This is a genomic window from Pararhizobium sp. P1_E7, from assembly GCF_056405855.1.
This window is the reverse complement of sequence record NZ_JBFUBH010000148.1, coordinates 1-3,726: the sequence shown is the minus strand read 5'-3', so window position 1 is coordinate 3,726 and position 3,726 is coordinate 1. Positions and strand designations below refer to the sequence as shown.

Here is a 3,726-nt window from a genome sequence, read left to right as displayed (position 1 = left end):
GCCGACATCGTGGTGTCGGACGACAATTTCGCGTCCATTGTGAGCGGTATTCGTGAAGGGCGTGTGGCCTATTCGAATATCCGAAAAGTCATCTTCATGCTCGTGGCAACGGGAGCGGCTGAAATGCTGCTTTTCCTGCTGGCGATCCCGCTCGGTCTGCCCATGCCCCTGCTACCGGTGCAGTTGCTCTGGCTCAATCTGGTGACCAACGGAATTCAGGATGTCGCGTTGGCGGGCGAAAAGGCGGAAGGAGATGAACTGGAGCGACCGCCCCGCCGCCCGAGGGAACCGATTTTTGACCGGCTCATGGTTCGCCGGATCGTTCTGTCGACTCTGACTATCGGCGTTGGAGGCTTTGCCATCTTCTGGTGGCTGCTACAGCAGGGATACGAGGTTTCGCAAGCACGAAACATGCTGCTCCTGCTTTTCGTGATATTTGAAAACTTCCAGACGTTCCTCAGTCGCTCAGAACGCAAGTCAATCTTTGCATTGACCTTTTTGGGCAATCCGCTGCTGCTTTTGAGCATTGTCGCGTCCCAGACACTGCACCTGTCCGCGATGTATATTCCCTGGTTGCGCGAGACACTGCAACTCACGCCGATTTCGCTCGCACAATGGGCCTGGATCTGCGTCGCAGCTTCCTCGATTCTTTTCGTCAATGAGCTCGACAAATGGCTGATACGCAGATCGACCGTGATCTGAGTGCGTTGAATTGCGCTGTATCAAGGCGGTGAACGACGCAGTCCGCAAAGATGGCGACGCGCGAAATGATAGCAGCCTTAGGAGACGCATAATGCTTGCCAGGGACTTGATGACGACAAATGTAGCTCATGTGACCGTCGGGACGAGCCTCAAACGGGCGATACAGGTTATGATCGACCGAGATGTAAGCGGCCTTCCGGTGGTCGACGATGCTGGAGGCGTGTGCGGGCTGCTGACCGAGGGAGACTTGTTGCAGCGGCACGAGTTCAACGGCTGTCACGAGATCGGACCACGACAACCCGACGTGGGGTTTTTCGAAAGGTATGTCAAACAACACGGGCGGGCGGTCGAAAATTGCATGACGGCCAACGTCGTCGCTGCTTCGCCGCAAACTACGCTTGCCGAAATCGTCGCTCTGATGCGCCGTCACAATATCAAACGGATTCCCATCCTCACGAACGGAAGACTCTCGGGAATCGTCAGCCGGCGCGACGTGCTCAAGGCCATCTCTGCAACACCAGACTCCGTCGCTCGCGGTGATGATGCATTACGGCTGGCAGTTTCGACGCGGCTTCAAGCGGAATTGGGACTTGGCCGGGAGAAAGTGAAGGTCAATGTCCGGGATTCAGTGGTGGAGGTAATTGGCGAATTCGAATCCGATGCGGCGTGCGAAGCAGTAAGGATCGCAACCGAAGCCATCGCCGGTGCCAGTTGCATTGTCACTCGAAAGGCTCGGCCAACTGCGGCGCACTAGCGATGCAGAATATGGCTGGCTCCTCAGGTTCGGATTGCGCATCTTTGCGGGCGCTGGGTCGTTTCCCGGCAATGCGGAATAATCACGCAAATAGCATGGCGTTCAACGGAAGCCGGCATGGGCATCGGTAACACTGCTCTCCCGCAACTGGATGCAGCAAACTCCAACTCGCCTATTCCACGCCTTGGTCTTGCCCTCGCGATTGGCCTTCCGATTCGCCTTGAACACGGTTGGCGGACCATCTGGACATTAGAAGAAGTTGGCAAGCCCCTTGAATTGGTGAGGTGAGAACGGAGGAATAGTGTCGTCTATCCTCCTATTTATTTAAGATCGGGCACGTGGATGGGCGAGCTAAAAGAARAATTGCCATACTGGAGCCAAGCGGCATCCGACCTAACAGCGAGCCTCGGTTCCGGGATTGGCGGCCTGACTTCCGCAAATGCGGCGGCCTTGCTTGCGCACGTCGGCCCAAACAGCGTCGAAGATACGTCGCGCCTGAGCGCGCTTCGGCTCCTTGTTCGCCAGTTCGAAAATCCGCTCGTGCTCATTCTGGCGTTTGCGGCCATGATCTCTTCGGTGCTCCAGCAGTGGATGGACGCTGCAATCATCTTGACGATCGTCCTCGGTAGTTCGTTCCTTAGTTTTTTCCAGGAATACCGCGCGTCCACGGCAATGGAGGAGCTGAAGAAGCGCCTTACGTTGACTTGTGCCGTGATTCGGGACGGGAGGGAGGAAACCGTCCCCGCTGGCACACTGGTGCCGGGAGACATCGTACGTCTGTCTGCCGGCAATCTGGTCCCGGCAGATGGCCTTGTTCTTCAAGCACAGGACTTCCTCGTCATCGAAGCAAGCATGACGGGGGAGTCATTTCCGGTCGAGAAACGTCCTGGTTTGATCGCGTCCGACGCACCCATCGCAAGCCGCAGCAATACCGTGTTTCTCGGCACCTCGGTCCGCAGTGGCACGGCACGTATGCTGGTGGTTAAGACGGGTCGCCAGACGGAATACGGCGCAATTGCTGCAAGGCTGAGTTCACAGGCACCTGAGACCGATTTCGCCCATGGTGTCCGGCAGTTCGGTTACCTTCTCCTTCGGGTAATGATGGTCATGGTTCTCTTCGTGCTGACGGTGAACCTGCTCCTGGGCCGCCCCGTAATAGAATCATTGCTATTCGCTGTGGCGTTGGCCGTCGGGCTGTCGCCGGAACTGCTGCCGGCGATAATCAGCGTCACGCTCTCGGCGGGCGCTCGGGCCATGAGCAAGGGCGGCGTTATTGTGCGACGCCTCGATGCGATCGAAAATCTCGGCAGCATGGACATTCTATGTACCGACAAAACCGGGACCCTGACCGAAGGCACTATTGTCTTGAATGGCGCCTTCGACGCCACGAACCACCCCTCGGACGAAGCTTTGCGGCTCGCCTTTCTCAATGCGGCCTTCGAGACCGGCATCGAAAATCCCCTTGATGCGGCGATCGTGGCAGCCGGCCAAAGCGCCAGGCTGACGACCGGAAACCTCGTCAAGATTGACGAGATCCCCTTTGACTTCATGCGGCGTAGGCTGACGATTGTCGTCTTAGACAATGCCACACCCGACCAACATCTGTTCATCACCAAGGGTGCTTTTTCCAATGTGCTCGACATCTGCTCTTGGATCGCTGTCGATGGGCGAGAAGTTCCCCTGGTGGGCGAGGCGCGGGCTGAACTCCAGGCAGTCTACAAGGCCAAGGGGGCTCAAGGCTTCCGTGTTCTGGCCGTCGCTACGCGCAGGGTTCCGGCGCAACCCGATTATGATCGTGATAACGAGTGCGAGATGACCTTCCGAGGGCTCCTCGAGTTCTATGATCCTCCCAAGGCAGATGCGCAACGTACGATCCAGGACCTTAACCGGCTCGGTATCCGGGTTAAAGTGATCAGCGGAGACAACCGCTACGTCACGGCGCATCTGGCCGAGGCCGTCGGTCTGGATGCTACATCCATGCTGACTGGCGAAAAACTCGCAGCCATGAATGACGAGGCCTTGTGGCACCTTGCGCCCCGCACCGATCTCTTCGTGGAAATTGATCCGCAGCAGAAGGAACGGGTGGTGCGCGCCTTGCAGAAATCCGGCCATTCAGTCGGCTACCTGGGGGACGGAATTAACGACGCGCCGGCCCTTCATGCAGCCGATGTTGGGATATCGGTGTCCGGAGCTGTCGATGTCGCCCGCGAGAGCGCGGACATCATTCTCCTGAGCCGGGATCTCGATGTTCTGCGTTCGGGAGTGGAAGA

Annotated in this window: 3 protein-coding genes; all 3 read left to right on the top strand. The window is 57.7% G+C overall.

The features are described 5' to 3' along the window. Positions 1 to 702 (top strand): cation transporting ATPase C-terminal domain-containing protein (locus tag AC1D17_RS28055; RefSeq protein ID WP_477568502.1); only part of this gene is annotated, 702 nt, incomplete at its 5' end. A 91-nt stretch (positions 703 to 793) separates the two neighbouring features. Next, positions 794 to 1,456: a CBS domain-containing protein gene (locus tag AC1D17_RS28050; protein WP_477568501.1), complete on the top strand. Its 663-nt coding sequence runs from the start codon at positions 794 to 796 to the stop codon at positions 1,454 to 1,456. A 342-nt stretch (positions 1,457 to 1,798) separates the two neighbouring features. Further along, positions 1,799 to 3,726: cation-translocating P-type ATPase (locus tag AC1D17_RS28045; protein WP_477568500.1), on the top strand; the 1,928-nt coding region annotated here is incomplete at its 3' end.